The organism is Arthrobacter sp. NPDC058130 (assembly GCF_042884475.1).
Lineage (GTDB): Bacteria > Actinomycetota > Actinomycetes > Actinomycetales > Micrococcaceae > Arthrobacter.
This window is the reverse complement of the sequence record NZ_JBHVTV010000002.1, coordinates 164,841-191,578: the sequence shown is the minus strand read 5'-3', so window position 1 is coordinate 191,578 and position 26,738 is coordinate 164,841. Positions and strand designations below refer to the sequence as shown.

The window sequence follows — 26,738 nt, the reverse complement described above, 5'->3', positions numbered from 1 at the left end:
GCACTCACGCCTCAGGCGCTGTCTCATCCTGCGCGGCCGGACCAGGCCGGGCCGCCGCGGCGTCTGGTTGACGCGACGGGGGTGGCGGGAGGTTCGCGTCGAGCTGGTCGGCGTCGACGGCGGCTAGGTTGCGGATCAGGACGATGAGCCAGGAGAAGATCAGCAAGGCGGCGATGAGCTCCACCGCGGTCAGGTTGTAGTAGCCGACGGGGAACCACAGCACCGCGGCAGCGATGATGGCGGCCAGGAAAACCCAGCCGAGCGCGGCGAAGGTCGCCGGGATGGACGGCACCAGGGCACGGATGCGGACGATCAGGGACCCGTACACCACCACCATGCCGGACGCGGCCAAGGTGTGGAGGCCGAAGCGCTCATCGACGGGGAATACGCCGACGCAGGCGAGGAAGATGCCCAGGAGGACGATCCCGCCTTCGAGCAGCCTGACCCGATGACGAGCGGACGGGGTCGCCGCCGTCGTCGCCAGCGTCATAGTGGAGTATCCCGCCAGGGTGGTGACCACGACGCCGGCGATGATCAAGGTGAAGTTGAAGGTCACCCCGGAGATATCGGAGCTCGCGCCGAGGGCGCTGAGGTGCTCTTGCCACCACAGTGGGTCCTGCGCAGTGAGCATGCTGGTGAGGACGCCGGTGACGAGGAACCCGGCCAGGAGCGCGGCGAGCCGGTAGGCGGTCATGCCGAGCGCCGAGAGGTAGGCGATGTAGGCGCTGACGGCCCCCGTGGTCCCGACGAGGACGGCAGCTGCCACAGGGTAGAGGACCGCACCGATGAACGCCTGCTGGAAGATCGCGAAGAGCGCCAGCCAGCCAAGCAGGAAGATGCAGGCGTGGGTCAGTGCGAGGGCGGCGATGTCGATGCCGTTGCGGATCCGGCCGGCGCGGGCTGATGCTGACGGGGCCGGCGCTGAGCGGAGTTGCCCGCGTTGCACGCAGCCGGCCACCACTGCCCCGGCCCCTAGGGCCGCGGTGCCGAGTGCCGCTATGTCTCCGGCCGAACCGCGTCCGGACAATGCGACAGGTTCCCGCCCGACGAGCAGCAGCGCGACGCTGCCGAGGACCAGGAAGCCGGCGCTGCCGATGACGAGCGCCCGCGACTCGGACGTGACGGCTGCAGGCTGGGTTGGGTCCGACATCATTCACTTCGATTCACCGGGGCTGTTGCGAGTAACCCCACGCTATGGCCGCTGCGGGGCTGGTGCCGTCACCCGGAGCGGATGAAACCGGAGCGGATGAAACCAGAGCGGATGAAACCCAGCGCTGCGAAGACACAGCGCTGCGAAGACACAGCGCAGCTAAGACACAGCGCTGCGAAGACACAGCGCAGCTAAGACACAGCGCAGCTATGACACAGTGCAGCGCCGGCGGCGGCCTACTGCCCCGAGTGCGGAATGATCAGGACGGGCCGGACCTGCAGGCGTGTCAGGGACACGCTGACCGAGCCCTCCAGCAGCCGGCTCATCCGGGCAACCCGCCCGGGCCGCTGCCCGCCGACGATCAGCGCAGCCGCATCCGTGCTTTCCGCCAGCCGAGCGAGCGCCCGGGCAACTTCCCCGTTCAACACCCGAAAGGACCATGCGCCGCCGGGCGCCCCGAGAATGCCCTCAAGACAGTTCAGCAGTTGAGGGGCCGGGAACTCGGCTTCCAGGTTTCGGGCAGGGTCCAGGGACGTGCCGTCCCGGTAGCCGGCCTGGTCCCACTCCGTGAGATAGCTCGCCGGGTCGACGAACGCGCAGATCAGGTGGGCCCCCAGGACTGATGCGAGCCCTGCGGCGGCCCGTACCAGCCGCTCGTCGAATTCCCACGGCACGCCGAGAACCAGCGGGCCGGCCGACCACGCACCGTCACCAGCCTGACCGAAATCAGCTGGCGATTCCACGTCATCCATCAGTTGCGGCTACCACCGAGGGGCCCTCTATGCCCCGAGGGCGTGCAGGGAATTCACGCCTTCATTATGCCCTTGCCTGGTCCTTCGGGGCACGGCCCTAGCTGGCGGCGGCCGGCTCCAACGCCTGCAGCAGCGGCGTCGTCGGCCTTCCGATCAGGCCGGACAGTTCGCCGGTGACGGCGGCCAGCAGCCCGGCCTTGGTGTCCGTGTCAAGGGCGGCGAGGAATCCGGCAGTGCCCTCGTCCAGCCCGGCAGTGGTCAGGAGCTGAACCAGTTCGGGTGCCGAGACGGGCTGGTACACAACTTCCCTGCCCGCGATCTGGCTGATCGCCGTGGCCAGTTCCTTGAAGTCCCAGGCGTAGTCGCCAGAGAGTTCGTACGTGCGGCCCTCGTGCCCGGCGGTGGTGAGAACGGCCGCGGCTGCGGCGGCGTAGTCGGCCCGGGTGGCGCTGGCCACCCGGCCGTCACCGGCAGCGGCCACGACGGCGCCCGTCTGCCGCGCCGTGGCCACGGTCTGGGCGTAGTTTTCGGTGTACCAGCCGTTGCGCAGGAAGGTGAAGTCGAGTCCCGATGCGCGGATGAGCTGCTCCGTTGCCTTGTGCTCGGGTGCCAGGATCAGTGCGGTGGTGTCGGCGGCCAGGACAGAGGTGTACGCGATGAACCTGACGCCTGCGGCCTTGGCCGCGGCGACCACGTTGGCGTGCTGCTCCACCCGCGAGCCCACCTCGCTGCCGGAGACCAGCAGGAGCTTGTCGACGCCCGTGAGGGCGGCTTCGAGCGCGGCCTGATCGGAATACTCCGCGACGCGCACCTGCACGCCGCGGGCACCGAGCTCTTCGGCCTTCGCGGCGTCGCGCACCACCGCGACGAGCGAGGCCGGTTCCTGGCCGTTGAGCAGTTCCTCGAGGACCAGCCGGCCCAGCTGTCCTGTGGCACCTGTTACTGCAATCGTCATGTTGCGCTCCTGGAAATCGTGGTGAGGTTCATGCTGTGAAGTTGAAATCAGCGTGAAGTTCGTCGGGTTTCTGGCCGTCCGGCGAACCGGCGTCCGGGATTCACAACCGGCTCCCGGTGCGCGCCATTCCCGGCGTTACGCTGTGCGACGCCGGCGATCGCACGCCGATATAGGGTGCTCGGACCCTGCGGTTAGGTCAGGGTCCACGAACGCTTTGACAGCCCGTACCAGAACCCGTCGATGGCCGTCCTGGCCTGGATGTCGCCGGAGCCGTAGGCGGCCCCGAGGGCAACGTAGAGCGGAGCCCAGTGCTCACTGCGGGGGTGCGCTTCGCGGGCGGCCGGCGCCTTGTTCAGGAAGTCCAGGATGGAGTCCACGTCGCCGCGGACCATGGCTTCCTCGGCCCAGTGGTCGAACTCACTCGAGGCTGCAGGCGGGGTGCTGTCCGGTCCGCCGGCGGGATTGAACCACCGCAGGTTGTGAGTGGTGAATCCGGATCCGACAATCAGCGTGCCGCGGTCACGCAGGGGCCCAAGCGACATCCCGAGTTCGAACAATCCCTGCGGATCCAGCGTCGGCATGGACATCTGCACCACCGGCACGTCCGCCGCCGGATACATCTCCTTCAGCGGAACGTAGGCACCGTGGTCCAGGCCGCGGCTTTCGTCGCGCGCCACATGGTGGCCGTGGGCGGCCACGAGCTTTTCCACTTCGGCAGCCAATTCAGGCGCCTGCGGGGCGTCATAGGCCACCTCGTAGTACTTCTGGGCGAAGCCGCCGAAGTCGTAGACCAGTCCCGGGTCACGGCCGGTGGCGCTGAGCGTCACCGGGGCATTTTCCCAGTGGGCGGAGACCATGAGGATGTCCTTGGGCTTGCCGAACGTTGTGGACCACTCATTGAGTTCGCGGGTCCACGTGGAGTCGTCGGCCAGCGGGGGCGCTCCATGGCTGAGGAAGAGGACGGGAGGCCGGTCGGCGGTCTGAGTCATGACATCATCGTAGCCCGTTTTGATTGAAGCTTCAAGTTTATCTTCGACGCCGCCACCGCCGTTTAAACGACATGGTCAGAATGTGGGCACCGTGAACCCGAGGCCCAGGAGGCCGCGGCCCGACTGCTCGAAAACAGGATCCCTGGTGAGCGCCGCATGGTTCATCAGGACGTTGACGTCCCGCTGGATGCGCTGGAGTGGATGCGATAGCCGGTGGACGCTCCCGCCGGATCCTGCCATGACCACCCGGACCGCCTCCGCCGACGCCTCGCCGCTCAGCGCAAGGGAGAGCCGGTATTGCCCGCGCTCCCTGTCCGTCATTGTTGCGGGCCGGCGGGCATGGGAGGCAGCGATCACCCGCATCGCCTCCTGCCAATGCAGCCTCGCCGTGGCTACCAGGCCGTAGGCCTGGGCATAGCGGACCTGCGCGAGCGGCGAATCGGCCTGCCGGGCCTCCACCGTGTGCCTGACCTTGCGCACCATCATCAGCTCGCGGAACAATTCGACGGCGTACTCGGCGGAGCCCAGGGCGGCGGCCGGTGCGACCAGGTTCAGGAGCGGCCCCATGGGGGTGTGGATCAGCGGATCCCGGTGGAGGCCGCTGCCCGGATTGGCCTCCGCGCCCAGCAGGTCCCAGTCCAGGGTTCGATGCTCAGGGACGAACAGGTTCCCGGCGCGGATGTCATTGCTCCCGGCCCCCCGCAGGCCGGCCGTCTCCCACACATCGAGGACCTCGACGGCGGCCACCGGCACCAGGCACTGCAGGCGCATCCCGCCGTGCTGCGCGGCGAGCAGGGCCCACCCGGAATGCATCACTCCGGAGGCAAAGGTCCACCGGCCCGTGATGGAGTAGCCGCCGGGAACCTTCTCGGCCACACCGGCCGGTGAACCGGTGGCGGCCGCCAAGGGAGCCGGGCCGTTGGCAAACACTTCCTCCTGCGCCCGCCGGGGCCAGCGGGCGAGCATCCAGACATGCTCGATCAGGTGGCCTGCCGTCCATGCCGTGGAGGCGCAGCCCCGGGCAAGCCGGCGGACCACCTCACCGTATGTCTCCAGGCCCATTCCAAATCCCCCGACCGCCTTCGGGGAAAGCAGGTGAAAGATTTCGGCCGTCCGCAGCTCCGCCATAGTTGAGTCCGGGATGCGGCGAAGGCTTTCTGTCTCTGCGGCCCGCTCACGCAGGGCCGGAATGAGCCGCTCCGCCCGGGCGAGCATCTCTTCAGGAACGGGAACAGCGGCAGGCGACGATGCGCCGGGACGGGCCGCGGCTTCGGCGCGGGCGCTGAGTTTCGGCAGGATGTGCGGCTCGTGCCGGCCGACACCGACGTCGGGCGGCAGCACAATCGTGTGGGCGGTGTGATCGCGCTTTGCCGCCAGGTACCGGAGGTTTGCCGGGGAGGCATGGACGCCCGTGGCGATCTGCGCGGAAACGTTGACGCCAAGGGCCCTCAGCTGGGCGGCCTTGTCCGGATTGTTGCTGAGCAGGCGCACGGTGCCGGTGCCCAGGGCGGCGAGCATCTGGGCCGCAGCCGTGTAGTCCCGTTCGTCTTCGCCGTGGCCCAGGGCGAGGTTGGCCTCGTAGGTGTCCAGCCCGCCATCCTGGAGGGCATAGGCATCGAGCTTGGAATACAGGCCGATGCCCCGGCCCTCCTGGCGCAGGTAGAGAAGGAACCCGCCCGCGTCGGTGATCCGCTCCACGGCCTCGCGCAGCTGCGGGCCACAGTCACACCGCTGGCTGCCGAACACATCCCCGGTCAGGCACTCACTGTGCAGCCGCACCAGGGGTCCCGCACCACCCGGAACGTCCGCTCCGACTGCCGCCTCCCACTCGCCGAGTGCCAGCAGCACATGCTCTTTTCCATCCGCGAGCCCGCTGAAGGTCATCACCTCGGCAGCGGCGGTGAAGCCGTCCGGGAATCGCAGCGGCACCGAGACGCGGCTGCGCACAGCAGCGGCGGCCGTCCGGGTGATGGTCTCTGACGCAGTGGTCATCTCGGGTCCTCAGGTCGTCGGTCGGGGCGTAGTCGGCGTCGCGTTCTCGCGGCCTCCCGCACCACTTTACTTGAAGCTTAAAGTTATACGGGCGAGTGGCCGGCCGTGCAAGCGGTGTCTTCGTGTGACGGATCCGGCCGGGGAGATCGGCGTGATCCCCGGGGGCGGGCGCACGCGTGGGTCCCGCACGAATATGTGGCAGACCAGTGCCATGATGAAGTCGTGACTATCGCGAAAACCATCCTGCTGTTCGTCCTGGCGGCGGCAGCTGAAATCGGCGGGGCCTGGCTCGTCTGGCAGTCTGTCCGCGAGGGCCGGGACTGGTGGTGGGCCGGATTGGGGGTCGTGGCCCTGGGCATTTACGGCTTCGCCGCGACGCTGCAGCCGGACGCGCACTTCGGACGCATCCTTGCCGCGTACGGCGGTGTCTTCGTGGCCGGCTCCCTGGCGTGGGGCATGGTCTTCGACGGGTTCCGGCCGGACCGGTGGGACGTCCTGGGCTCGGTGATCTGCCTGCTCGGGGTAGCCGTCATCATGTTCGTTCCCCGCGACGCCGGCTCACTGTCACCATGACCCGGTTCGTGATTGGCCCGGATGTGGCCCTGCATCTCGCCCGCCAGGTGGCGGTGATCGCCGCGGACCACCAGCTGGTGGCGCCGACGCTCCTTCGCTCTCACGTGCTCTCGCTGCTGTATCAGGCTGTCCGGCGCGGCGACGTGACGCAGGCCGACGCCGACCGTCAGCTGGACTACCTGCGGGGACTTCGTATCCGGCTCCTCGGGGACCGGGTCCTGCAACGCGCCGCGTGGAGGCTCGCCGAACAGTTGGGATGGGAGGACACTTTCGACGCCGAATACGTGGCCCTGACCCGGCTCCAGGCAGACGCGTTCGTGACGCTCGACGCCGGGCTGGCCATGGCGGTGCAAGGGCTGGTGACGATCGCGGAGCCCCGGGATTTGCTCGCCCGTACAGCGGAGCCCAATGCGGCGGAGGCCTAGCCCCTGAGCCTAAGGCCGCGGAAGCTATGCACCCGGGCCGGTCGCGCGGTCCATCACCTCGCCGAGGATCCGCGCGCCCTCGCGGAAGGCGCCCGGGTTGGCTCCGGCGTAGTTGAGTCGAATGTACGGTGCGGCCGGCTCGGCCGGGAACCACTCGGTGCCGGCGGCGATGATGACGCCGGCAGCCTCGCAGTCGCGGGCGAGTTGCTCGACGTCGGTCCCGTCCGGCAGGCGCGCCCAGAGGTTCAGTCCGCCCCTGGGCACATGCTCAACGTGGGCCAGCGGCGCAAGCTCCCGCAGGCTGCTGACCAGCAGGTCCCGTCGGGCCTGGAGCTGGTGGCGCAGTCCGCGCAGGTGGGTCTGCCACCCCGGCTGCGTCACGACGTCGAGGGCGGCCGCCTGGAGAACACCGCTGACATACATCGATTCGGCTCCCCGGGCGGCCAGAATGCGCTCACGCGCCGGGCCGCGGGCGATCACCGCGGCAATGCGTATGCCCGGGGACACGCTCTTGGTCAGCGATCGAACGTAGACCACATGGCCGAAATCGTCGCGGGCCGCCACGGGCACGGCATCGGTGGTGATGCCAAAATCATGGGCCCAGTCGTCCTCAACGAGGAACGCCCCGTGGGCGCGCACCACCTCCAGCACCCGCTCGGCGACACGCGCCGTCCACTGCGCGCCGGTCGGGTTGGCGTAGTTCGGCTGGGCGTAGAACAGCCGCGCGCCGGTCTCGTCAAAAGCACGGGCCAGCGCGTCGGGGTCCGGACCCTCGGGGCCGCTCGGCACCGGAACAACCCTGACGCCGGCCTGCGTCGCCGCCAGGATAGCGCCCCAGTACGTCGGGGACTCCACCAGTAGCGGCTGACCGCTGCCAACGAGCGCGCGGAACACGGAACTGAGCCCGCTCTGGCTTCCGGGCAGCACAATCACGTCACTCGGTGTTGGCGGCGCGACGCCGGCCGGGGTGGCATCCCGGAGTTCGTGCGCAAACCAGGACTGCAGGTCAGGCAGCCCCGCGACGGGCGGACACGATATTGCCGCCTCACTGCGGGCCGCCCGGGTCAGGGCCGCCCGCACCAGGCGCTCGGGCAGGAGTTCCCGGTCCGGATAGCCCGAGTGGAACGCGATAACGTCGTTCGGCGCGCTGCGCATGGCGGTGGAGACGGGGCGGAGCGGCCCCTGCGGCGAGCCCAACGCCGCCGTCTGCCAGCCGTAGTCCGCCGGCCGGGCGGTCCGGACGGACCGCACAAAGGTTCCGACGCCCGGGCGGCTCTCGATCAGGCCCTGGGCGGCAAGCGCGCGGAGCACCTTCTGCACCGTCACAGGACTGGCCTGGTACTCGGCAACCAGGGACCGCGTGGACGGCAGCCGGGCGCCGGGCGCGGCAGCCGAAATCCACTTCCGAAGCCGGGCCAGCATCTGCGAGGTGCTATCGTTGTTCATGAGAGCCAATAGTAGCGCTACTACCCCTATTGACCAACCGATATCGTCCCGGCCGGCCACCGGACTGTGGTGGGGACTCCTCGGCGTCGCAGCCTTCTCCTTCACGGTGCCATTCACCCGGGTGGCGGTGGCAGGGCTGTCTCCGCTGTTCATCGGGTCGGGCCGGGCCGTGGTCGCCGCCATTCTCGCCGCGTGCGCCCTCGCCCTGACCCGGCAGCGCCCACCCCGCGGCGCCCAATGGGCGCGCGTTGGCGTCGTCGCCGGCGGGGTGGTCATCGGCTTCCCGCTGCTGACCTCCTTCGCCCTCACCTCCGTTCCCGCCAGCCACGGTGCCGTCGTCATTGCGCTGCTCCCGGCGGCAACAGCAACCATGGCAGTCCTTCGCGGCCACGAACGCCCGTCCATCACCTTTTGGGCAATTACCGGAGTCGGCGCGGTTGCGGCCATCGGGTTCGCGTCCGCGCAGTCGGGGGGCATCGGGCAACTGCAACTGGCGGACCTGCTGCTCTTCGGCGCCGTCGTGTCAGCGGCGGTCGGCTACGCCGAAGGCGGCAAGCTGGCCCGCGAACTGGGCGCCTGGCAGACCGTGTCCTGGGCACTCGTTCTCGCCTCTCCCCTCATGCTGGGGCTGGTGGCCCTATCCACGGCCGGGCAGCCGCCGGCCGGCACTCCTGTGCAATGGGCAGCCTTCGCGTACCTTGGGGTCGTGAGCATGTTCCTCGGCTTCTTCGCCTGGTATCACGGCCTGGCCATCGGCCCCATGGCACAGGTCAGCCAGATCCAACTCGTCCAGCCCGTGCTAAGCATCTGCTGGGCCGGGCTCATCCTGGCCGAGGAGCTGACCTGGACCACCGTCATCGGCGGCGCCACGGTTGTTCTCTGCGCCGGCTTGGCCGTTCGCTCCCGGTCCGCGCCGCAGAGGGCCAAGGCGGTGATGGGCGTGACGGCGAAACAGCCCCGCTGACCCAACCGCACCTCGCACCGCAACACTGCAGCCCGAACCCGATCCGCGATCCGATTGGAAGACCCCCGTGTACATCCCCGCACATTTCGCCGCCGGCCCCGATTCAGTCCGGCAACTGCTCGGCCGCCCGGCCGCCGCCAACCTCATCACGGCCACCGCGAAGGGCATCCTGGCCACGCTCATGCCCTTCGTGTTCGACCCGACGTCCGGTGAATACGGTGCGTTGCACGGGCACCTCGCCCGCAACAACCCCCAATGCTCCGAACCGGCCGCCGGAGAATCGCTCGCGATCATCCAGGGCGCGGACGCCTACATTTCGCCGACGTGGTACGCGTCCAAGGCAGAGCACGGACGCGTCGTTCCGACGTGGAACTATTCCACCGCGCACGTGTACGGCAACCTCGTCATCCATGACGACCCGGCCTGGCTGGCCAGCCACGTGAGGCAACTGAGCGACCACAATGAAGCCGGCTCGGAGCGGCCCTGGAGCGTCGACGATGCCCCCGAACGCTACATTGCCGGCCAACTCCGGGCGATCGTCGGCGTCGAACTTCTCATCACCCGGATCGAGGCGAAGCATAAGCTCAGCCAGAACCGACCCGACGCCGATATTGACGGCGTGGTGGCCGGGCTGCGGTCCCGCGGGCAGATGGAAAGCGCTGCCGACGTCGAGCACGCGCGTGAAGCCCGCGAACAGAGTCGTTGCCCGCACTCCGACGCCCCGGCCGCACCCCAGGCCGGGCCTGCTTCCTGATGGCTGGTGGCTGGTGGCTGACCCCGGCCCTGAGCCTGGCATCGGCTGGGCCCGCCGGAACCTGAGCCCGATGCCGCTTGCCCGGCAGTCTTCGCTACGTTCTCGCAACGGCGACGCAAAACGTCCGTCGCTACGGGTATACCCCTAGCGACGAACCTTTTGCGCGTCACGCGTCCGTTTCCGTAGCGGAACCCTGTGCCATCTCGTGGCCGAGGCGCAACACCCGAAGCTCCAGCTTCCCCGCGTCCAGGGCCCCCGGCGCCAGCTCCCCCGTTTCCATGTCCGGGGCAGGACGCAGGTCCTGCCACCGCACCCCCGGCTTGCCCCGCAGGACAGTCGACCACAGCGCTTCCACAGTCGATACCGCTTCTGTGGCTCCCCTCGGTCCCGAAACCAGCCAGCCGCTGCTGGTCGCGGCCACTTTAGGGGCTCCCGGCCAGTTTTGGCAGGCCTCATTGATCGTTTGGGCGACGATCAGGTGCTGCCGCAGCGTCCTGGTCGAGCCCAGGACGGGATCCCTCACTACACTTCGTCCGCAGGCACCGCACATGTGAGCGTCCCTCCTAGGGCATGACGTCGCCGGAATTGGGCCCGAGTGTCTGCCCGACGTACAGGTTGCCGCCCGGATCGCTGGCCAAGAGCAGCGCAGTCGGGGCAACTTCGGCCGCCAGCCCGAAGCGAAGCAGCGGCAGCCCGGCACGCTTCGCCGCCTTCCACTCCTCGGAGATGCCATCAACCAGGGGCGTTTCGATGGGTCCCGGCGCGATGCTGTTGACCAGCACGTTGTCGGCGGCAGTTTCCAGGGCCAGGGCCTTGGTCAGCCCCACGACTCCGGCTTTGGCGGCGCTGTAGTGGCTGAGCCCGGTGCCGCCCTTGATGGCCAACTGGGAGGCGATGTTGATGATGCGGCCCCACTTCTGCTGCCGCATCTCCCCCACAACCTCCCGGCAGCAGAGGAACACGCCTGTCAGGTCCACGGCAATCGTCTCGTTCCACATGGCAAGCGTCATGTCCTCCAGCGGCGATTCCGTCAGCAGGCCGGCGCTGTTCACGAGAATGTCGATGCTGCCCAGCCGGGACCGGGCGGCGGCGAAGGCCGCCTTCACGCTCGCTTCGTCTGAGACGTCGACGGCGATGCTTCCCGCCGCGCCCGACCGGTCCAGGACAGCGACTCTGTCGCCGTTGGCGGTGAAGGCTTCGGCGATGGCCTTGCCGATGCCGCTGGCTCCGCCCGTGACCACTACAGCGCGGCCCTCCGTGTTTCGGGAGGCGTCAGGGTTGTTCATGCTTGTCCTTCCGGGGATTTTCAGGCACGCATCTTGATGGTGAGGCCGCCGTCAACGATCAGGGACTGGCCCGTAACGTACATAGCGTCATCGGAGGTCAGGAAGCCGATCACGCTGGCCACCTCCTGGGGCCGTCCGACGCGGCCCCAAGGGATTTCCAGACCGGCGCGCTGCAGGCCCTCGGGCCCCAGGGAGTTCACCGGATCCAGGGACTGCGGGGTTTCGATCAGTCCGGGGATAACGGCGTTGGCGCGGATGCCGCGCGGCCCCAGCTCGGCGGCCGCACTGCGGATCAGCCCGAGGATGCCGGCCTTGGCGGCTGCGTAGTGGGCATGTTCCTCCCACCCATAGACTCCGCCGGCAATGGAGGACACGGCAACCATCGCGCCGCCGTCGGTCATCTTCCCGGAACCGGCGCGCAGGGTCCGCATCACTCCGGTGAGGTCGACGTCGAGCATGTCGTGCCAGCGCTCATCGGTCATCTCCTCCAGCGGTGCGTTGCGCAGGATTCCGGCGTTGGCCACCGCGTAGTCCAGGCGGCCGTACTCCTGGACGGCGCGTTCGGCAAAGGCGTCGACGGACGGGGTACTGCGGACGTCCACTTCGTGGATGACTCCCCGGCCGCCGGCGGCCTTGACCAGGCGAAGGGTTTCCTCCGGGTCGTGCGGGTCGCCGGGAAAGGTGCCGATCACCGAATGCACGCCGCGCTGGGCGTAGTGGACCGCGAGGGCCCGTCCGATACCGCTGGCCGCTCCGGTGATGACGGCCACCCTATTGTCAGACGTCATGGGGGTGGTCCTCGAGCAGGGCCTCGGCCGGCGGTTTCGCGGCGATCATCAGGAGGCCGGAGAACAGCGTTCCGGCCGCGCCGACCCACAGGGCTGCAGCACCGGTCCCCATGCTGGCGGCTGCTGCCGTGAAGAGAGCACCGCCGAGAATGGTGCCGGGCTGGCTCATGGCGCCGATGAAGGCGGTGCCGGTGGCACGGCAGCTGACGGGGTAGCACTCGGCCATGAAGTACTGGATCGCGGCGTACGGTCCGACCAGGAAGAACAGTCCGGCGCCGTAGGTCGCGATGATCATGAAGGGGCTTTCGGCGAGGGGGCTGAGCATGATGGTGAACGAAATGCCGGAGAGAATCCAGCCGCCGATGATGGTCCGCTTCCGGCCGATCTTGTCACCGAGCCACCCGTGGAAGACGTAGCCGAAGTACGCCAGCCCGTTGATGACGATCAGCATCCAGAAGGCATCGGAAAGTTCCACACCCTTGGCGTTTTTCAGGACGGAGCTGCCGAGAATGCTGAAGATCAGGATGCCGAAGAAGTTGAAGATCCAGGCCAGGGAGAAGACGATCGTGTTCCGGCGCAGGTGCGGCTCCCAGATGCGCTTGAGCGGCGCCGCGGAGGAGTGCTCGACGCCGAATGCATGGGCCAGGGCGTGGGCTTCCTCGGTCTTGCCGTGCTTCTCAAGTTGGGTCAGCTTGTGGTGCAGTTCGAACTGCGGCGTTTCCTTCAGTTTCTTGGCAATGAGCCACACGATGACTGCTGCCGGTACGGTGGCCATCAGGTACAGGGCGCGCCAGCCAAGGGAGGGAAGGAAGACGAGGGCGAGGGCGCTGGCGAGCAGGAAGCCCAGTGGCCAGCCGCCCTGGATGAAGGAGTAGTGGAAGCCGGGGCGCTTGCGCTTGTCGGCGACTTCGGTGACCTGGTAGACCTCGTTCATGTAGGTCGCGTTGACGGCCTGCTCCGAGAATCCGAGCCCGCCGAAGGAACGGATCAGCACCAGCAAGCCGTTGCTGAGGAACGGGATTCCGGTCGGGATAAGGGCCGTCAGGCCCGAGACAATGGCGGTTCCGCCGATGGTGGTCATCATGCCCTTGCGGCGGCCGAGCCGGTCAATGACGGGGCCGATGCCGAAGCAGACGATCGCGGTGCCGACCGCGATCCAGGTGTTGATTGCGTAGGCTTCGGTCGCGGTCCAGCCGAACTCCTGCTGCATGGCCGGCAGGAGGGTGCCGAAAAGTCCGAAGTCGAACACGGCGACGGTCCAGGCCAGCAGCGCCAGAACGGTGGCGACGGTTGTGTGGTGCTTAGTGAATACCGGGAAGCGGCGTTTTTCGTCCGGTCCGGGTTGCGTCAGATCGACGGCGGGCTGCTGGATGGTCATTACTGGTTTTCCTTTCGGGGGCTGCGGGTGAGGAAGGAGTCCGCGATCTGATCGAAATTCATCCAGTTCACGCCTTCGTGGGAGTTGATGTGTTCAATCAGTCGCTCGAGCATGAGCAGGACTTGGGGGCGTCCGGAGACGTCCGGGTGGATGGTCATGGTGAACACGGCCTGGTCCATTTCGCGGTAGACCCAGTCGAACTGGTCCTGCCACATCTGTCCTATGTCCCGGGGGCTGACGAAGCCGTGGGAGTTCGGGGCCGCCTTGATGAACATCATGGGAGGAAGGTCGTCCAGGTACCAGTTGGCCGGGATCTCGACGAGGTCGGTTTCCTTGCCTCGGACGAGCGGCTCCATCCAGGTCTCGGCGGCCTTGGTGTAGTCGATCTTCTTCCAGCTGTCCCCGACCCGGACGTAGTAGGGCTCGAAATCACGGTGCATCAGGGAGTGGTCGTATTTGATCCCGCGTTCGAGCAGGATCTCATTGGTGACTGGGGAAAATTCCCACCAGGGGGCGACGTAGCCCGTGGGCCGTCGGCCGGACACCTTTTCGATGAGTTCGATCGACCGGTCCAGGATGGCTGTCTCCTGCTCGCGGGTCATGGCGATGGGGTTTTCATGCGAGTACCCGTGCACGCCGATTTCGTGCCCGGCGTCCACGATCATCCGCGTCAGGTCGGGGAAGGTCTCGATCGAGTGGCCGGGCACGAACCAGGTAGCCGGAAGGCCGTACTTCTCGAAGAGCCGGATGATGCGCGGGCCGCCGACCTCGCCGCTGAACAGGCCGCGGGAGATATCACAGGGCGAGTCCTCGCCCCCGTAGGAGCCGAGCATTCCGGCAACTGCGTCCACGTCGACGCCGAACGCGACTTGGATGTCCTTAGTCATGAGATCAACCTTTCACTGCGCTTTTTTGTTGAGATTTTGGTTTGTTGGTCAGGTTTGGATTTGGGGCGGGACTAATCAGGGAGCGTGCCCCGGACGGCGAACGCTTCCGCAATTCGGGCCGTGGGAGTGTCCAGCCTGAGCAGAAGACTCAGCAGGACCAGCGACTGGGATGGCTTGAGCAGCCCGGAGCCGATGGCACCGGCAGCGCGCAGATCCTCGCCGCCGCCGTCGCCGTACAGGGGCACTACGGCACCGGCTTCCACGCGGGTGCTCGTCACCACGACGACGCCGGCCGCGGTGGCGTCGGCGACTTCCTGGCACAACACGCGGTTGGCGTTGCCCGTTCCCGTCCCCTGGAGCACGATCCCTGCCGCCCCGGCCTGGAGAGCGGCCCGCAGGAGGGTGGAGTCTGCTCCGGGGTAGGCAGCAACGAGGTCCACGCGCGGCGAACCGTCGTCCGCGCCCGGCAGCGGCAACGGGGAAGGGCCGCGCCGTACGGCCCGGATCTCGACCTCGCCGGAGTCGGACACTGATCCCACGGTTCCGAAGTCCGGGTTGGCAAAGGCGTCGAGGCCGGTTGTGTGGCGCTTGCGGACACCGGCCGCAGGAAAAATGGTCCCGGCAAACGCCAGCAGCACGCCGGTTCCCCGCGCCCGCGGAGAACCGGCGACGGCGATGGCGCGGAACAGATTGCCAGGACCGTCCGGAGAGTCGGCGTCGGCGGCCTGCTGCGCTCCGGTGAACACGACGGGGCGGAGATCATCGTGGGTGAGGTCAACGAGATACGCCGTTTCCTCCATCGTGTCCGTTCCGTGGGTGACCACGACACCCAGAACCTGAGGGTCGGTCAAAACCTGCCGGATCGTGGCGCAAATGGCGATCATGTCATCGACTGTCAGCAGGTACGAGCCTTTCCGGAAAACGTCGACCACGCGGACCGGATGGGCCGCCGGCACCCCCATGCTGGCGAACACCTGCTCCCCCGTGTCGGACGCCACGGCGGCTCCCCCGACCTCCGACGCGCGGGAGGAGATGGTTCCACCCGTGGCCAGCAGCACCACGTGGGGACCAACCAAACCTGTGACTGTCATTTCCACTCCGTTTGTTCCGCATCCGTTGCCGGATGCTTACCCAATCGATTGGGTTGTTGGCTAAAAGTTATCCATGCCATGTTTCCCGCAGGTGCTCCCGGAAGTTTCAAGGGGGTAAATACTTCGCCGCCGAATCCCGGGATTCCGTCTACCCAATCGATTGGGTACGCCGTTTGATTGACTATAGAATGTGATGTGCGACACGTCAAGGGTGCTTGGGCCAGGGATCCAGGCATCATCAGGCACTCTTGGTGATGACGACCTTTTGAACTGAGGCAGGGGAATGAATGGAAGAGAGCACGGCAGGCGGCCGCACTGTGACGCTGAAGGATCTCGCAAGCGAGCTCGGCATCCACCCCTCGACTGTGTCCAGGATCCTGCATTCGGGCTCCGACGTGGCACGAGGGGCCGCTTCCGTGGCGACGGCCGAGCGCGTGCGCGAGCTGGCGCGTAAGCGCGGCTACTCCCCCGATCCGCAGGCGGCCGGGCTGCGGACGCGGCGCACCCACCTCATGGGCGTGATCGTTCCCCGGCTTTCGGACCTCGTTCTGGCGATCATGTACGAGGGCATTGACGAGGCGGCGGCGGAACTCGGCTACTCCACTTTTGTCATGAACTCCCGCGACGACCCGGAGGAACAGCGCCGCAAGACGGACTCCATGCTGGCCCGACGGGTGGACGGGCTGATCATCGGCGACGCACACCTGGACAGTGGACTGCTGCGGGAGCTGGCCGCCCGGAAGGTGCCGTTTGTGCTCATGAACCGCCGCGTCCCGGGCTTCCCGTCGGCGACATGCGACGACGTCCTTGGCGGCGAGCTTGTGGCAGAGCACCTGTGGGGCAAGGGCCACCGGAACGTCGCCGTGATCGCCGGCGAGCCCTATGCCAGCACGGCCGTCGACCGGACGGCCGGCTTCGTGGACCGCTGGCGTGCCCTGGGCGGGAAGATTCCACGGAACGCCGTGGTGTGGTCCCGTTTTGATACCGCCGGTGGACGGGAAGCGGCCGAGAGTATTCTGGCTCACCGCAGCCCCCACCCGACTGCACTGTTCGCCGTTAACGACTTCGCGGCCATCGGCGCCATGGGAACCCTGCGGTCCCATGGACTCGGCGTCGGCCGCGACGTAGCGGTGGTTGGGTTCAATGACACTTCGCTGGCCGCGGAACTTCCCATCCCGCTCTCTTCGGTCCGCTCGCCCATGCTGGATATCGGGCGCAGTGCGGTGCAGCTCCTCAAGGGCGTCCTGGACGGCCGGAACGTTGAATCGGTCAGGCTGAAGCCGGTCCTGTGCGTGCGGGAAAGCAGCGCCTTCGGCAACGCGGTGTGACACGGCAAGGGGGTCCTCTAGTCAGTCGAATGAGTCAAACCGGAGGCCATTCGGGTCCGTCCGGTCCGTCAATCAATGACACGACCAGGCAGGCTCTAAGCCCCATGAGTTGAGATTAGTGATCCGGCTCACAGCGTCATATCGGAAGTTCGCCCAAAGTTGAGGCTACTTTTCGTGCAAACTGCACAGTCCCCCTAACGGGAGGCCGCAACGATGCCAAGGGCAAGCATGCACGTGGCGCGGACTTCGCCATCGGACAGGTCGAGTTTCAGCAGCTCCTCGATTTTCCGCAGCCGGTAGCTGAGCGTATTCCGATGGATGAAGAGCTCATCGCAGATCTTCGCGGAGTTCCCGCTGTGGCGCAGGTACGCGTCGAAGGTCTCCCCCAGCGAGCTGCCACCGTCGGTGGCCAGGGGAGCCAGCAGCCGCTGGCACATTGCCACCAGACCTGGGCTGGGCAGTCCCTGCACAATGCCGGCGAGATCGGCCAGCGGCGCCTGGTGCACCCCGGGCCGTCCCAGATGACGGCGGGCAAGCTGAAGTGCCAGCGGCAGTTCGCTGAGCCCCGCGGATTCCGAGACGATGACGGAGAGTTCCGGGGCGTCCGTAAAGAACCCCCGGGTGGCATCCAGCAAGTCGGCCGCCGAGTGCCGGTGCTGCAGCAGGAGAGTCGTGAGTCCGGCCTCTTCCATGAACCGCACCGTGCCGAACCCGGCCTGCAGACCCACCCGGGCGCGCCATGCGATAGCGCGCAGCTTTGCGGGGACCACCTCTTGTGAGCTGCCGATGAGCACGGCACCCCAGTCGCCGTCAGGATCGAACCCGCATTCGAGGGCGTAGCGGCGCAGCGGCGCGGACGGCTCGCCGCGGTCCTGATAGAGGGCCTCCATGAAGCGTGCGGCTTCCCGGGAATGGAGGGGAGAATGCGACCCGAGCGTATAGCTCAGTTGCATGGCGATGACGGCAGCCACGGGGCCCAGAATGGGCTGCAGCACAATGTTGCTCCCGATCCCCTCGATGGCGAGCCTGAACTGCTCGGACTCGCCGCTGGGCAGGCGCAGCGCGGTCCGCGCCGTCCCGCGGTGGGCCGCGCCCGCCGAAACAAGCTCGAAGGCGTTCTGGTCGATCACGGCAACCCTTGCATCGATGGCATCCGCCACCCTCTCCAACACCTCCGCCAGGGAATGCCCGTCGGCCGCCAACCGGGTGCATTGGTCCGCCAGTTCCCAACCCTTCCGCAACTCCTCATAACGCTCGGCGGCGATGACCCGCTCCACGTGCCTCATGACCAGCACAAAGGGCACCTGCGGCGCGAGCTCCAACAGCGGCAGGCCGTGCACCTCGCAGGCACGGAGCAGGCCGGCCGGCAGCTCGCTGTGCGCCGCGCCCAAGCCGAACGCCAGCCCGGAGACGGGGACGGCAACCAGCCGTTCCACGTACGCATCCCAAGTCCTGAAGTCCTTGACGTTCAGACCCATGCCGTTGGTCAGCACCAGGGCGTTTACGCTGAGGAAGGGCGTGGGGTCCATGTGTTCGGTGGGAGCGCACCAGGTGATAGGTCGGGCCAGTCGGCCCTCACCGCCCGCAACCCGGAGCCGGATGTTGAGATCGGCATCGCCTGCTAAATCTGAAATGCGCACGGGACCCTCCCACTACGGCGGAACTCCCCGCCGGACAGTGCAATAACCATAATTGATGCCCGCAGATTCAGCGACCTGCACAATATCGGGCGCGTGAATTGCTGAGTAGCGTTGCACCCATGCAAACCAATGTGACCCCCGACACCTCTGCTGACACCTCTCCCTACCCTCCCGGGCGGGTGCTCTTGAACTCCGATATGGGTGAAGGCCTCGGCCTCCACGAGTTCGGCAACGACGAAGAACTTATGCGCATCATCGACGTCGCCAACGTGGCCTGTGGGTACCACGCCGGCGATCCCGACGTCATGGAACGGACCGTGGCCATGGCCGCAGAGCACGGCGTGGCCGTCGGAGCGCACCCCGGACTGCCGGACTTTGTGGGGTTCGGACGCCGCCGAATGGTGCTCACCCCGGCCGAGGTCGAGTCGATCATCCTGTATCAGACCGGAGCCCTGACGGCGTTCCTCGCAAAGCACGGGCTGGAACTGAACCACATCAAGCCGCACGGTGCCCTCTACGGCATGCTGGCCGGCGACGAGGAACTGATGCAGGCCGCCGCCGGCACAGCCTTGCAGTTCGGCGTTCCGTTTTTCGGGCTCGCGGGGACAGCCCACGAAAGCGTGTGCCGGGCCATGGGAGTGGACTTCGTGCCCGAACTCTATGTTGACCTCAACTACGGCCCGGCCGGTGAGCTGCTGATCCAGCGCCGCCCGGCGCCCACCGATCCCGACGCCGCCGCCGAGAGAGTCAGCAGGGCGCTGGCCGGCAAGCCCGTCCTCGCTGTTGACGGCACAGAGCTGGACATCCAGTTCCAAAGCATCTGCGTCCACTCAGACGCACCCAATTCTGTCGCAGTGGCCACCGCAGTGCGTGCGGTCCTGGGCTGAACCGATCTATCCAACCATCTGAAAGCGAGCATCCCGTGGCAACCATCGTGTCCCCGCTCCCCGGCGTCTTCTACCGCAAGCCCGGCCCTGGCAAGCCGCCTTTCGCCAACGAAGGCGACGCCATCGAGGTCGGACAGACCCTCGGCATCATCGAAATCATGAAGCAGTTCACCGAAATCCAGTCCGATGTGGCCGGCACCCTGGAGTCGTTTGAGGTCAACGAGGGCGACATGGTCAACCCAGGCGACGCAATCGTCATCGTCCGGGAAGGGTAGCCATGAAGAAACTGCTCATCGCCAACCGCGGCGAGATCGCCGTTCGCATTGCCCGGACCGCCCGTGAAATGGGCATCGAGACATTAGTGGTGGCCAGCGAAGCCGACGTCGAGTCCTTGGCTGCCCGGTCCGCTGACCACGTCGTCGTGGTGGGTCCGGCGCCTGCCACCGCCAGCTACCTGAACCAGGACGCCATCGTCGCCGCGGCCGTGGACAACGGCTGCGATGCCGTCCATCCTGGCTACGGGTTCCTCTCCGAGAATGCGGACTTCGCCCGGAAGGTCGCTGATGCGGGCCTGATCTGGGTGGGGCCGCGTGCGGACGCCATCGCGATGATGGGCAACAAGTCCTTGGCGAGGGAATCGGCCCGGAAGGCTGGCGTCCCCGTGCTCCGCGGCTCGGACGGCCCCCTCGATCCGGCGGCCGACGCCGTAGAAGTCGCCCGCGGCATCGGCTACCCGCTCGTGATCAAAGCCTCCGCCGGTGGCGGCGGCCGGGGCATCCGCTTTGTGCACAGCGAAGACAAGCTTCTGGAATCCATCGAGCAGACGCGCGGCGAAGCGGCCGCCGTCTTCGGTGATCCCACCGTTTACCTGGAACGCTTTGTGCAGCATGCCCGTCATGTGGAAGTACAGGTCCTCGGCGACGGAACAAACTTTATCCATCTCGGCGACCGCGACTGCTCCATGCAGCGGCGCTCCCAGAAGGTCATTGAAGAAGCACCGGCGCCGGACCTTCCGGACCACGTCCGCCAGAGGATCTGGGAATCCTCCGTGGAACTCGCCCGCGAGTGCGGCTACAGCGGCGCCGGAACGGTCGAATTCCTCTATGACCCGGTCAACCATGAAGCGGCGTTCATCGAAATGAACACCCGTATCCAGGTCGAGCACCCGATCACCGAGGAAATCACGGGCGTCGATCTGATCCGCGAACAGCTGCAGATCGCGTTCACCGGGGCAATGTCCCTCCGCCAGGACGACATCGCATTCAACGGCCACGCCATTGAATGCCGTATCAATGCCGAGGACCCCGAACACCGCTTTTTCCCCAGCCCGGGCCTGATCACGGCCATGGACTGGCCCGCCGGCGCCGGCATCAGGGTGGACACCGGGGTGGAGGCCGGTTCCACGGTCACTCCGTACTACGACTCCCTGCTGGCAAAGCTGATTGTGCATGCGGACACGCGCGAAGAGGCCACTGAGGCGATGCTGACGGCCCTGGATGAGACCCACATCGAAGGGGTCAAGACCACCATCCCGGTGCACAAGAAGCTGCTGCGCCGGCCCGAATTTGCGGCCGTCACCCACCACTCGAAATTCCTTGAAACCGTCCCCGAACTGATGGAGGCACAATGAGCAGCAGCCCGGAACCAGCCGTGTTGGAGGCCCGCTACACCTGGGGTGGGGACGAATTCCTGTTCGTTGAGGTCGCCGAGTCCATGAGCTTGGCGGCGAACTTCAGGGTAATGTCCATCGCCGCGAAGCTTTCGGCCATGCAGCTGCCCGGTATCGTGGACGTCTGTCCCGCCAACGCCTCGCTGCTGGTGAGGTTCGATCCCGACGTCCTGCCGCCGTCGACCCTTGAAGAGACCGTCCGGACCATTGAAGGGGATCTGACGCACCATCACGACCATTCGCTGGAAACCCGAATCATCGAGGTCCCGGTCTGGTACGAGGACCCGTTCACGGCGGAAGTGGCCGAACGATTCCGCGAAGGATTCCATCAGGAGCCTGGCGGCACGGACATTGACTACGCAGCCAAGGTCAACAACCTCAAGGATGCCGCCGAATTCATCCAGCGCCACCAAGAGCAACCCTGGCTTGTCTCCATGGTTGGCTTCGTCGCCGGCCTGCCGTTCCTCTTCCAGCTGGTGGAGCAGGAAAAACAACTCGAAGTACCCAAGTATCTGAGTCCACGCACCGATACCCCCAAACTGACCGTGGGCCACGGCGGCTGCTTCGGCTGCATCTATTCCGTGCGGGGTGCCGGCGGCTATCAGATGTTCGGGGTCGCTGCCGCGCCGATCTTCGATCCTGCCCAATCCCTGGCCGATTTCAAGGACTTCATGGTGTTCTTCAAGCCGGGCGACATCGTGAAGTTCAAGCCGGTTACCGAGGCCGAATACAACAACATCCAGGCTGAGATCTCCGCCGGGACGTTCCGATACCGGCAGGTACCCGTGACATTTGATCTGTCCAAGGCGCTGGCGGATCCCGAAGGCTACAACCAGGAACTCATGGAGGCCCTCAATGGCGTTTGACATCAAGAACCCCGGCCTGGCCACCACGGTCCAGGACCAGGGACGCACAGGCCACTACAACGTGGGCATCCCGCAGAGCGGTTCCATGGACCAGTACTCGGCCGAACTCGGCAATGCCCTGGTGGGCAACACTGCCAAGGAAGCCGTCCTCGAATGCACCTATCTGGGGCCGGTGCTGACCACCGACCAGGATGCCGTCGTCGCCGTCACCGGGGCACCGGTTGAGGTCAAGGTCAACGGCGAAGTACGGCCCCAGTGGACCCGGGTGCAGCTGAAGGCCGGCGACGAACTCAGCTTCGGGGTCATCCGGGGCGGCACGCGCTACTACATCGCCGTCCAGGGCGGCATCGATGTTCCCGAGGTGCTCGGCAGCCGGTCCACCTACAGCCTGGGCGCGATCGGCGGGTTCCAGGGCCGCAAGCTGGAGGCCGGTGACCAGGTTCCGGTGGGTGCCCCGCTCAACGGCGGAGCGCTGCCCGACGCCGATACAGTTCCGGAGGAATTCCGTCCCCTGTTCGCCAAGGAACAGGCCGTCCGTATTGTCCTGGGCCTGTACGACCATCGGCTCACTGACGAGGGACTGGACAACCTCCTCCACAGCGAGTGGAAGGTAACCCCAGTGGCTGACCGGATGGGGCTGAGGTACTCAGGACCCGGGGTGCAGTGGAAGGAACGGGAGCAGCCATTCGGCGCCGGCTCCGATCCGTCCAACATCGTGGATGCCGGCTATGCCGTCGGGTCCATCCAGATTCCCGGCGGCACCCAGCCGATCATCCTGCACCGCGATGCCGTCTCCGGCGGCGGTTACGCCATGGTGGGCACGGTCATCAGCGCCGACATGGATCTGGTGGCCCGCGCCGCCCCCGGCACATCCACCAAGTTCGTGGCAGTCAGCCTGGACGAGGCCCTGGTGGCCCGCAAAGAACTCGCCGAGCTCAAGAAGAACGCCCGGGCGGCCATCGGCTCAGGCAGCTGAACAGCGGAGCGGCGGACAGGCAGACTACGGACGATGGCCCCGAAACAAGGAGCCTTGTGCTTCTGCGCCGACGGGTCCTTACTGGTGTGAGGAGACGTGGCCGCCCGCCACCAGGACGCGATATCCCAAGGATCCAGCTCCCGGTTCAACGGCTTGGGCGGCAGGTGCTCCAACCGTCGGACCCGGACCTAGGAGGACAGTCATGTTCGCTCGCGTCAGCACCTACCAGCCCGGCCCGGACAGCTCCGGGGCACCCTCAGATGACACCGTCAACCGGGTGCTCGCGCTGCCGGGATGCCTAGGCATCTATTACTTGCTTGGGAAGGACAACAAGTCACTGTCCATCACGCTGTGGGAGGACGCGGACGCCCTTGCCGGCAGCGAGCAGGCTGCCGGCAAGATCCGCACCGAGACCAGCGCGGAACAGCACATGCAGGTCCTGAGCGTCGAGGAATTCGAAGTGCTGACCCGGCACCTCAAGGGCTGAACGTCAGGAATCTTCCCTCGCCAGGGACGATCGGCGGAAGTCGGTGCGCCAGACGTCCAGGTCGACTCCGTCCCGGTCGGTGAGCACGTATTCAGGCCAGCGGTCGAAGGCGGAGCAGGGATGGGACAGCCCGAAATCCACCGTATCGGTGACCTCCAGGCCGGTCGTTCCGGTAAGGACTGCGTGGTGGTCGTAGAGATTGCGCACCGCCGCGGCGGCGCCGTTCTTTGTGGCGCCGTCCGCCGTCCGCGCCGACAGGACCGTTGGCAGTCCGGCGTCGTAGGGAAGATCCCGTTTGCCGGCCCCGACGACGGCCATCCCCGGTTCAGGGGTGGACAGGACGACGGCGCGAACGGAAATCGCCGGAATGAGTTCCGGAACGGGGCTGACGGCGGCGTAGGTTCCGTGATCGTGCGTGACGTAGCACCCGGACCGGAGAATAATCCTCGTTCCGGGCACCTGGCCGGCGTCGGGAAGGAATTCAACCACCCGGTCCGGGAACGCGGACCCGCCCATTGAATAGATGGGAGTGTTGGTCTCGAAGAACGCCGCCGCGGCCAAATAGATGTCCCGCACCAGCCGGCAATGCCGGTCCACCGCCGCGACCGTCTCCTCAGACCTGCTGTTAGGCACGACGCCTTCGTAGCCAGCGACCCCCACCAGCCTTAGGCCCGGCGTGGCGCGGACCAGCTCAGCCAGCCGCACCCCCTCATCCAGGCTGCGTACTCCCGTGCGGCCGCCGGGGGTGCCGACGTCGATCAGCACCTCAAGGGCGACGGTCCCGCCGTCGAAGACTTCCCCGGCCGCCCTGATCCCGGCTGCAGAATCAACGAAACAACGAATCTCCCGTCCAGGATCTTCCTCTAGCCACGTACGGACACGCGTCAGTCCGAACCTGTCGACGATCTCATTGGCCACGAGAACGCGGCCATGTCCCCAAGCCAGTGCCGAGGCGACTTGATCCACGGTGGCGACGGTTACACCCACAGCGCCAGCAGCCAGCTGCCGCTCGATGATCGGTGCCGACATCGTTGTCTTGACATGCGGGGCGAGTTCCACGCCCCGCTCCCGGCACCACACGGACATGACCCGGATATTGTTGTCAAGGGCATCGCCGTCGAGCCGCAGCTGCGGATACCCCGGACCCTTGACGATCTTTGGCGCGAAGTCTCCATCGGCTCTGCCCTGGCTCTCGATCAGCTGGCTCACGCCACTCCCCTGTTCCTCGGTCCCGACATGCCTGTTTTCGACACTCGGCCCAATCTACTGGAGAGCCGTGGGCCAGGCCGAATGGCGAGCTGCCGGAGAAGGTGTCACACTCGGGCCATGAGTCCGTGGTTTCAGGGGACACTGCACGAGTGACATGAGCTCCGCACCAGCAGATTTGCTTCACTTCAGCGAGCGCGGCTCGGGCAAGCCCTTGCTGCTCGTGCACGGGTTGATGGTCACCGGCGAGATGTTCGACCCCGTGGTCGAGGCTCTCGCCGCCCGTCATCGGGTGATCATTCCGGACCTACGCGGCCACGGGCGGAGCCGGGGACTTCCGCCGCCGTACACGGCCCCGCAACTGGCAGCGGACCTGGCGCGCCTGCTGGACTATCTCGCGATCGACTCCACGGCCGTGCTTGGCTACTCGCACGGGGGTGCGGTCGCCCAACAACTGGTCCTGGACTATCCCAGGCGTTGCGAGCGCCTCGTGCTCGTTTGCAGCTACGCCTACAACATGGCCACCCGGCGCGAGTGGGTCGAGGGCCACGTGATGCCGCCGGCGCTCCACGTCCTGGGGATGCGGCGGCTGGCAAAGCTAGTAGTCGGCCGGGCGGCTCCGCAGCTGGGCAGCGAACGTACCGACTGGCTCGCCGTGCTCATGGCGGACCAGGACGCCCAGACGATGGCATCCGCCTGGAAAGCTGCGATGGCGTTCGACAGCAAGCCCCGGCTGGCCGAGATCGCCTGCCCGACGCTCATCATCGCCGCCGCCAACGACCAGGCGGTGCCGTTCCATCACGCCAAAATGCTCCACGACGGCATCCCCGGTTCGCGCCTAGTGGTGATCGACTCGGCTGACCACGCGCTCATCTGGACGCATCCGGACGTGCTCGGGCGGCTGGTCGGGGAATTCCTCGGCGCGTGAGAGGTCCGGGCCCTGGCGCGGGTCCCTAGTCCCCTTGCTCCCTCATGTGCCAGGGGGAACCATACCCTTCGGGCTCGGGGGCGGCCATCAAATCCAGGAATGGTTTGGACGGGAAGGCTTCGGGTCCGAGGACGCCTGTTCCTGTCCAGATCCCCGCGGAAAGCAGCTCGAGGGCAATGATGGGATTGATGGCCGTTTGCCACACAACGCATTGGCTGGCGTAGTTTTCCATCGTCCACGCGTTGTCAGCCACGTGGTAAAGGTAGGTAGTCCTTGGGTTGCCTTCCTTGTCTATGCCCCGCACCAGGACCCCCGCACATGTTTTGCCCGTGATTTTGGGGCCGAGCGTGGCCGGGTCCGGGAGGCACGCTGCCACAACGTCCCTCGGACTGACCAAGGATCCCTTGACGTTCACCGGTTTGGTGGAGTCGAGACCGAGTTTGTGAAGAACCCGGAGAACGTCGATGAATTCATTGCCAAGGCCGTACTTGAAATTCACGGTTTTGGCATCGATCCAGCGCGGCATGAGAAGCACTTCTTCGTGCTCCACATTGACGCATTCGACGGGCCCAATGCCTTCAGGGAAATCGAAGACTTCGGGCTCGCTGAATGGCTCCGTGGTCCTCCAGCCACGTTCGGATGAGTAGACGACCGGCGGGTTCAGGCACTCCTCGATCGTGGTCCAAATCGAGAATGAAGGGGCAAAGTCATATCCTTCAACCACCAGGTTGGCCCCGTCCCGGACGGCCAATTCGTCGATCTGGGAGAACAGGAATTCCTGGGCATAGGCGGCAAACACATCCGACAGGCCGGGTTCAACGCCCATTCCGACCAAAGCGAGGCGGCCGGCGGCTTCCCATTCGCCCGACTGTTCAAATTGCAGGTCACCCAGCTTCAGGCCGGGGAGCTGGTAGGGCACCTCGGGATGCGGAGTCGAGAGCGACATGGCCATGTCCAGGTACGTTGCCCCGGCCTCCGCCGCCCCTTCAAAGATCGGCATCACAAAGCGGGGATCAACGGCATTGAAGACGTGCGTGATGCCGTGCCGGCGTACGGCTTCCGCAACGGCCCCCCTACTCGATGCGTCCAGGGCCACCGCCTCAAAGCGCTGCCTTAGGTCTGAAGGAATGGATTGCACGACAGATTGGGCACGCGCCACATCGTAGTCCGCGACAATAAATGCTTCGAAGAAGCTCCGGCGCGCCGCAGCTTCGAAGAAGCTCCGGCGCGCCGCGATGCCGGCGGCTGCTCCGCCCACGCCGCCGGCGCCTATGCAGAGGATTCTCATCGGTGCCCTTCAGGTGCGATCAACGGCGTCGGC

The 26,738-nt window shown here is 66.6% G+C and carries 27 protein-coding genes; 12 read left to right on the top strand and 15 right to left on the bottom strand.

The genetic code is table 11. The features are described 5' to 3' along the window. Nucleotides 1-4: 4 nt before the first annotated feature. The 5 genes from ACFVTM_RS05020 to ribA all read right to left on the bottom strand — a co-directional run bounded on the left by ACFVTM_RS05020 (nt 5) and on the right by ribA (nt 5,838). On the bottom strand, nt 5-1,153 hold the full coding sequence (locus tag ACFVTM_RS05020; protein WP_390202291.1) for a hypothetical protein: 1,149 nt from the start codon (nt 1,151-1,153) through the stop codon (nt 5-7). A gap of 233 nt (nt 1,154-1,386) precedes the next feature. Further along, entirely contained in the window at nt 1,387-1,902 is a 516-nt protein-coding gene (locus ACFVTM_RS05015; protein ID WP_390202290.1) for a universal stress protein, read from the bottom strand. Between the two features lie 97 nt (nt 1,903-1,999). Continuing rightward, nucleotides 2,000-2,857 (bottom strand): NAD(P)H-binding protein, encoded by an 858-nt coding sequence (locus ACFVTM_RS05010; protein ID WP_390202289.1) that lies wholly within the window; start codon nt 2,855-2,857, stop codon nt 2,000-2,002. 191 nt (nt 2,858-3,048) lie between these two features. Beyond that, nucleotides 3,049-3,846 (bottom strand): dioxygenase, encoded by a 798-nt coding sequence (locus ACFVTM_RS05005; protein ID WP_390202288.1) that lies wholly within the window; start codon nt 3,844-3,846, stop codon nt 3,049-3,051. Nucleotides 3,847-3,921: 75 nt separating this feature from the next. Further along, the gene (gene ribA, locus ACFVTM_RS05000; protein ID WP_390202287.1) at nt 3,922-5,838 is read right to left on the bottom strand and encodes a GTP cyclohydrolase II RibA; all 1,917 of its coding nucleotides are present in this window, start codon (nt 5,836-5,838) and stop codon (nt 3,922-3,924) included. Nucleotides 5,839-6,060: 222 nt separating this feature from the next. Here ribA and ACFVTM_RS04995 point away from each other — a divergent pair, with 222 nt between their 5' ends. Together ACFVTM_RS04995 and ACFVTM_RS04990 are read left to right on the top strand one after the other, a co-directional pair. Then, nucleotides 6,061-6,411, top strand: coding sequence for a YnfA family protein (locus tag ACFVTM_RS04995; RefSeq protein ID WP_390202286.1), 351 nt, complete (start codon nt 6,061-6,063; stop codon nt 6,409-6,411). Beyond that, nucleotides 6,408-6,836 (top strand): type II toxin-antitoxin system VapC family toxin, encoded by a 429-nt coding sequence (locus ACFVTM_RS04990; protein ID WP_390202285.1) that lies wholly within the window; start codon nt 6,408-6,410, stop codon nt 6,834-6,836. Before ACFVTM_RS04995 ends, ACFVTM_RS04990 begins: the two co-directional genes overlap by 4 nt. Before the next feature lie 24 nt (nt 6,837-6,860). Here the strand turns inward: ACFVTM_RS04990 and ACFVTM_RS04985 are convergent, their stop codons facing one another. Further along, nucleotides 6,861-8,282: a PLP-dependent aminotransferase family protein gene (locus tag ACFVTM_RS04985; protein ID WP_390202284.1), complete on the bottom strand. Its 1,422-nt coding sequence runs from the start codon at nt 8,280-8,282 to the stop codon at nt 6,861-6,863. Between ACFVTM_RS04985 and ACFVTM_RS04980 the strand changes: the two genes are divergently transcribed. Further along, nucleotides 8,281-9,246: a DMT family transporter gene (locus ACFVTM_RS04980; protein WP_390202283.1), complete on the top strand. Its 966-nt coding sequence runs from the start codon at nt 8,281-8,283 to the stop codon at nt 9,244-9,246. The genes ACFVTM_RS04985 and ACFVTM_RS04980 overlap by 2 nt on opposite strands. A 67-nt stretch (nt 9,247-9,313) precedes the next feature. Then, a complete protein-coding gene (locus ACFVTM_RS04975; RefSeq protein ID WP_390202282.1) occupies nt 9,314-10,000 on the top strand; it encodes an FMN-binding negative transcriptional regulator in 687 nt (228 codons plus the stop codon). A gap of 166 nt (nt 10,001-10,166) precedes the next feature. Here ACFVTM_RS04975 and ACFVTM_RS04970 read toward each other — a convergent pair whose 3' ends face one another. The 6 genes from ACFVTM_RS04970 to ACFVTM_RS04945 all read right to left on the bottom strand — a co-directional run bounded on the left by ACFVTM_RS04970 (nt 10,167) and on the right by ACFVTM_RS04945 (nt 15,430). Next, the gene (locus ACFVTM_RS04970) at nt 10,167-10,523 is read right to left on the bottom strand and encodes a hypothetical protein (protein WP_390202281.1); all 357 of its coding nucleotides are present in this window, start codon (nt 10,521-10,523) and stop codon (nt 10,167-10,169) included. Nucleotides 10,524-10,563: 40 nt separating this feature from the next. Next, a complete protein-coding gene (locus tag ACFVTM_RS04965; protein WP_390202280.1) occupies nt 10,564-11,286 on the bottom strand; it encodes an SDR family NAD(P)-dependent oxidoreductase in 723 nt (240 codons plus the stop codon). Nucleotides 11,287-11,306: 20 nt separating this feature from the next. After that, nucleotides 11,307-12,074, bottom strand: coding sequence for an SDR family NAD(P)-dependent oxidoreductase (locus ACFVTM_RS04960; protein ID WP_390202279.1), 768 nt, complete (start codon nt 12,072-12,074; stop codon nt 11,307-11,309). After that, on the bottom strand, nt 12,064-13,452 hold the full coding sequence (locus ACFVTM_RS04955) for an MFS transporter (RefSeq protein ID WP_390202278.1): 1,389 nt from the start codon (nt 13,450-13,452) through the stop codon (nt 12,064-12,066). The genes ACFVTM_RS04960 and ACFVTM_RS04955 overlap by 11 nt, the downstream gene beginning before the upstream one ends. Beyond that, nucleotides 13,452-14,339, bottom strand: a complete 888-nt coding sequence (locus ACFVTM_RS04950) for a polysaccharide deacetylase (protein WP_390202277.1) — start codon at nt 14,337-14,339, stop codon at nt 13,452-13,454. Before ACFVTM_RS04950 ends, ACFVTM_RS04955 begins: the two co-directional genes overlap by 1 nt. 71 nt (nt 14,340-14,410) lie before the next feature. Beyond that, complete coding sequence (locus tag ACFVTM_RS04945; protein WP_390202276.1) at nt 14,411-15,430, bottom strand: asparaginase; 1,020 nt, start codon at nt 15,428-15,430, stop codon at nt 14,411-14,413. Nucleotides 15,431-15,717: 287 nt separating this feature from the next. Between ACFVTM_RS04945 and ACFVTM_RS04940 the strand changes: the two genes are divergently transcribed. Next, nucleotides 15,718-16,758: a LacI family DNA-binding transcriptional regulator gene (locus tag ACFVTM_RS04940; RefSeq protein WP_390202275.1), complete on the top strand. Its 1,041-nt coding sequence runs from the start codon at nt 15,718-15,720 to the stop codon at nt 16,756-16,758. A gap of 194 nt (nt 16,759-16,952) precedes the next feature. On the opposite strand, the gene ACFVTM_RS04935 is transcribed toward ACFVTM_RS04940, so the two are convergent. Next, nucleotides 16,953-18,398: a PucR family transcriptional regulator gene (locus ACFVTM_RS04935; RefSeq protein WP_390202274.1), complete on the bottom strand. Its 1,446-nt coding sequence runs from the start codon at nt 18,396-18,398 to the stop codon at nt 16,953-16,955. A gap of 119 nt (nt 18,399-18,517) precedes the next feature. Here ACFVTM_RS04935 and pxpA point away from each other — a divergent pair, with 119 nt between their 5' ends. From pxpA to ACFVTM_RS04905, 6 genes are all read left to right on the top strand, one after another. Continuing rightward, nucleotides 18,518-19,285, top strand: coding sequence for a 5-oxoprolinase subunit PxpA (gene pxpA / locus ACFVTM_RS04930; RefSeq protein WP_390202273.1), 768 nt, complete (start codon nt 18,518-18,520; stop codon nt 19,283-19,285). A 35-nt stretch (nt 19,286-19,320) separates the two neighbouring features. Then, the gene (locus ACFVTM_RS04925) at nt 19,321-19,560 is read left to right on the top strand and encodes an acetyl-CoA carboxylase (RefSeq protein ID WP_091561899.1); all 240 of its coding nucleotides are present in this window, start codon (nt 19,321-19,323) and stop codon (nt 19,558-19,560) included. A 2-nt stretch (nt 19,561-19,562) separates the two neighbouring features. Then, nucleotides 19,563-20,915 carry an acetyl/propionyl/methylcrotonyl-CoA carboxylase subunit alpha gene (locus ACFVTM_RS04920; protein ID WP_390202272.1) on the top strand — a complete coding sequence of 451 codons (1,353 nt, stop codon included), beginning with the start codon at nt 19,563-19,565 and terminating at the stop codon, nt 20,913-20,915. Beyond that, on the top strand, nt 20,912-21,820 hold the full coding sequence (locus tag ACFVTM_RS04915) for an allophanate hydrolase subunit 1 (RefSeq protein WP_390202271.1): 909 nt from the start codon (nt 20,912-20,914) through the stop codon (nt 21,818-21,820). Before ACFVTM_RS04920 ends, ACFVTM_RS04915 begins: the two co-directional genes overlap by 4 nt. Then, nucleotides 21,810-22,796 (top strand): biotin-dependent carboxyltransferase family protein, encoded by a 987-nt coding sequence (locus tag ACFVTM_RS04910; protein ID WP_390202270.1) that lies wholly within the window; start codon nt 21,810-21,812, stop codon nt 22,794-22,796. The genes ACFVTM_RS04915 and ACFVTM_RS04910 overlap by 11 nt, the downstream gene beginning before the upstream one ends. 202 nt (nt 22,797-22,998) lie before the next feature. Then, nucleotides 22,999-23,283, top strand: coding sequence for a hypothetical protein (locus ACFVTM_RS04905; protein ID WP_390202269.1), 285 nt, complete (start codon nt 22,999-23,001; stop codon nt 23,281-23,283). A 3-nt stretch (nt 23,284-23,286) separates the two neighbouring features. On the opposite strand, the gene ACFVTM_RS04900 is transcribed toward ACFVTM_RS04905, so the two are convergent. After that, nucleotides 23,287-24,492 (bottom strand): alanine racemase, encoded by a 1,206-nt coding sequence (locus tag ACFVTM_RS04900; protein WP_390202268.1) that lies wholly within the window; start codon nt 24,490-24,492, stop codon nt 23,287-23,289. Between the two features lie 154 nt (nt 24,493-24,646). Here ACFVTM_RS04900 and ACFVTM_RS04895 point away from each other — a divergent pair, with 154 nt between their 5' ends. Next, nucleotides 24,647-25,417: an alpha/beta fold hydrolase gene (locus tag ACFVTM_RS04895; RefSeq protein WP_390202267.1), complete on the top strand. Its 771-nt coding sequence runs from the start codon at nt 24,647-24,649 to the stop codon at nt 25,415-25,417. A gap of 25 nt (nt 25,418-25,442) precedes the next feature. Here the strand turns inward: ACFVTM_RS04895 and ACFVTM_RS04890 are convergent, their stop codons facing one another. Further along, on the bottom strand, nt 25,443-26,705 hold the full coding sequence (locus tag ACFVTM_RS04890) for a saccharopine dehydrogenase family protein (RefSeq protein WP_390202266.1): 1,263 nt from the start codon (nt 26,703-26,705) through the stop codon (nt 25,443-25,445). Between the last annotated feature and the right edge of the window lie 33 nt (nt 26,706-26,738).

Excerpts from the sequence above, each read along its gene's own strand:
- ACFVTM_RS05020 (WP_390202291.1), bottom strand. The coding sequence starts at position 1,153 with ATGATGTCGGACCCAACCCAGCCTGCAGCCGTCACGTCCGAGTCGCGG.
- ACFVTM_RS05015 (WP_390202290.1), bottom strand. The coding sequence starts at position 1,902 with ATGGATGACGTGGAATCGCCAGCTGATTTCGGTCAGGCTGGTGACGGT.
- ACFVTM_RS05010 (WP_390202289.1), bottom strand. The coding sequence starts at position 2,857 with ATGACGATTGCAGTAACAGGTGCCACAGGACAGCTGGGCCGGCTGGTC.
- ACFVTM_RS05005 (WP_390202288.1), bottom strand. The coding sequence starts at position 3,846 with ATGACTCAGACCGCCGACCGGCCTCCCGTCCTCTTCCTCAGCCATGGA.
- ribA (WP_390202287.1), bottom strand. The coding sequence starts at position 5,838 with ATGACCACTGCGTCAGAGACCATCACCCGGACGGCCGCCGCTGCTGTG.
- ACFVTM_RS04990 (WP_390202285.1), top strand. The coding sequence starts at position 6,408 with ATGACCCGGTTCGTGATTGGCCCGGATGTGGCCCTGCATCTCGCCCGC.
- ACFVTM_RS04980 (WP_390202283.1), top strand. The coding sequence starts at position 8,281 with ATGAGAGCCAATAGTAGCGCTACTACCCCTATTGACCAACCGATATCG.
- ACFVTM_RS04985 (WP_390202284.1), bottom strand. The coding sequence starts at position 8,282 with ATGAACAACGATAGCACCTCGCAGATGCTGGCCCGGCTTCGGAAGTGG.
- ACFVTM_RS04965 (WP_390202280.1), bottom strand. The coding sequence starts at position 11,286 with ATGAACAACCCTGACGCCTCCCGAAACACGGAGGGCCGCGCTGTAGTG.
- ACFVTM_RS04960 (WP_390202279.1), bottom strand. The coding sequence starts at position 12,074 with ATGACGTCTGACAATAGGGTGGCCGTCATCACCGGAGCGGCCAGCGGT.
- ACFVTM_RS04955 (WP_390202278.1), bottom strand. The coding sequence starts at position 13,452 with ATGACCATCCAGCAGCCCGCCGTCGATCTGACGCAACCCGGACCGGAC.
- ACFVTM_RS04950 (WP_390202277.1), bottom strand. The coding sequence starts at position 14,339 with ATGACTAAGGACATCCAAGTCGCGTTCGGCGTCGACGTGGACGCAGTT.
- ACFVTM_RS04945 (WP_390202276.1), bottom strand. The coding sequence starts at position 15,430 with ATGACAGTCACAGGTTTGGTTGGTCCCCACGTGGTGCTGCTGGCCACG.
- ACFVTM_RS04940 (WP_390202275.1), top strand. The coding sequence starts at position 15,718 with ATGGAAGAGAGCACGGCAGGCGGCCGCACTGTGACGCTGAAGGATCTC.
- pxpA (WP_390202273.1), top strand. The coding sequence starts at position 18,518 with ATGCAAACCAATGTGACCCCCGACACCTCTGCTGACACCTCTCCCTAC.
- ACFVTM_RS04920 (WP_390202272.1), top strand. The coding sequence starts at position 19,563 with ATGAAGAAACTGCTCATCGCCAACCGCGGCGAGATCGCCGTTCGCATT.
- ACFVTM_RS04915 (WP_390202271.1), top strand. The coding sequence starts at position 20,912 with ATGAGCAGCAGCCCGGAACCAGCCGTGTTGGAGGCCCGCTACACCTGG.
- ACFVTM_RS04910 (WP_390202270.1), top strand. The coding sequence starts at position 21,810 with ATGGCGTTTGACATCAAGAACCCCGGCCTGGCCACCACGGTCCAGGAC.
- ACFVTM_RS04905 (WP_390202269.1), top strand. The coding sequence starts at position 22,999 with ATGTTCGCTCGCGTCAGCACCTACCAGCCCGGCCCGGACAGCTCCGGG.
- ACFVTM_RS04895 (WP_390202267.1), top strand. The coding sequence starts at position 24,647 with ATGAGCTCCGCACCAGCAGATTTGCTTCACTTCAGCGAGCGCGGCTCG.
- ACFVTM_RS04890 (WP_390202266.1), bottom strand. The coding sequence starts at position 26,705 with ATGAGAATCCTCTGCATAGGCGCCGGCGGCGTGGGCGGAGCAGCCGCC.